2 protein-coding genes are annotated in these 1,468 nt (G+C 70.3%); one reads left to right on the top strand and one right to left on the bottom strand.

What is annotated here, in order from left to right; all coding sequences use genetic code 11:
* Positions 1-1,154 (bottom strand): methyl-accepting chemotaxis protein (locus E9549_RS23885; protein WP_304505825.1); only part of this gene is annotated, 1,154 nt, incomplete at its 3' end.
* A gap of 41 nt (positions 1,155-1,195) precedes the next feature.
* On the opposite strand from E9549_RS23885, the gene E9549_RS22765 reads away from it, so the two are divergent.
* On the top strand, positions 1,196-1,468 hold a 273-nt coding region (locus E9549_RS22765), incomplete at its 3' end, for a hypothetical protein (protein ID WP_236828881.1).

Below are 1,468 nucleotides of genomic sequence, written 5' to 3'. Positions count from 1 at the left end.
ACCTTCACCACGTTGCCGATCTCCGCCGAGGACTCCCCCAGCTTCGCCACCGTCGCCGTCGTCGTCTCCGCCGCCGTCACCGCACGCGCCGCCACCTCGGAGGCCTCCGCCGCGTTGCTGGCGATCTCCCGGATCGAGGCACCCATCTGCTCGGCACCCGCCGCCACCGTCTGCACGCTGCGCGACACCTCCTCCGCCGCACCCGACACCACACCCGACTGCGCACTGGTCTCCTCCGCACCCGCCGAGATCTGCGCCGAGGACGCCGACAGCTCCTCGGAGGAGGCCGCCACCGCATCCGCCGACGAGGCCACCGTCCCCAGCACCGTCCGCAGTTCGGCCACCGCTGCATCGATAGCCAGGGCCGCACGGCCGACCTCGTCGGAACGCTGGACACCGGTGGTCCGAGTCAGATCGCCGGCTGCGAGCGCCGTTGCGACCTCCACCACGGAGTTGAGCGGACGCACGATTCGGCGGGAGACGCCGAGTGCCAGGCCCAGCGCGGCGAGCAGACCGAGCGCGATCGCCGTGGCCATCACCCACTGCGCGCGGCTCTCCGCGGCCTGCGCCGCGACCGTGGCGCTCTCCACGCGGTCCTCGAGCGATTGCCGCAACTCGCCGGTGAGCGTGAAGACCTCGAAGTAGACGTCCCACCCGGGACCAAGGATCAGTGCGTCACCGGCCTCGAGGGCGTCCGGAGTGTTCATGGCGTAGGTCTCGACCACCTGGTCGTCGACCTCGAAGTAGGCCTCCCACTGCTGCTCGATGGTGGCGAAGGTCGTCCGCTCCGTCTCGGTGAGCACCTCCGTCGGCATCGCGGCCAGGTGACCGCGCAGCCGCTCGGCACTGTCGAGGAAGCCGGCGCGATTGGCGTTGTCGTCGGCGACTGCCGCCATGCCACCGAGGCGGCGGGTGTCCCAGGCGTAGGAGGCCTGCCAGCCGGTGACGTCGGAGTTCGAGGTCTCGACATCCTGGATCGTGCTGAGCGCCCCGTTGAGCGCGTTGACCTCCTCCAGCGTGTCCCCGGCGAACAGCAGCTGGGCCATACCCAGCGCACCGACCGCGCCCGCCGCGAGCATGCCGGCGGCGCCGACGGTCAGGATGGCCCCGCGAACGCCATATCGTGCCCGCGGTGCTGTCCGGTTCGTGCTCATGTCGTCCTCACAATGATGCTCAGTTCGCTATTCGGGGGTCGGTGATCGACGGTGTCATCGCCGGAGAATTGCTGGCGGCCTGGTTCCTGACTTTCCTTCAGGGCGCGGCGAAAGAGGTCGGTGACGGGTTCTGCTTCGTCGACATGGCACGTCGACAAAGCCATCCGGTGAATGTGCGGGGCGGGTGGCGACCGCAGCGGTCCCACCCGCCCCGACCGGCGGTCCGCTCAGTAGGTGAACTGCCCGACGGTGGTGCGCAGGTCGGCGGCCATCCGGGACAGCTCGTCGACCGCCGTGCGGGTCTGGGTCAGCGC

This window comes from Blastococcus sp. MG754426 (assembly GCF_021699055.1).
Classification (GTDB): Bacteria; Actinomycetota; Actinomycetes; order Mycobacteriales; family Geodermatophilaceae; genus Blastococcus.
Note: the sequence above shows the minus strand (reverse complement) of the source record. Positions and strands in the feature narration are given on the sequence as shown.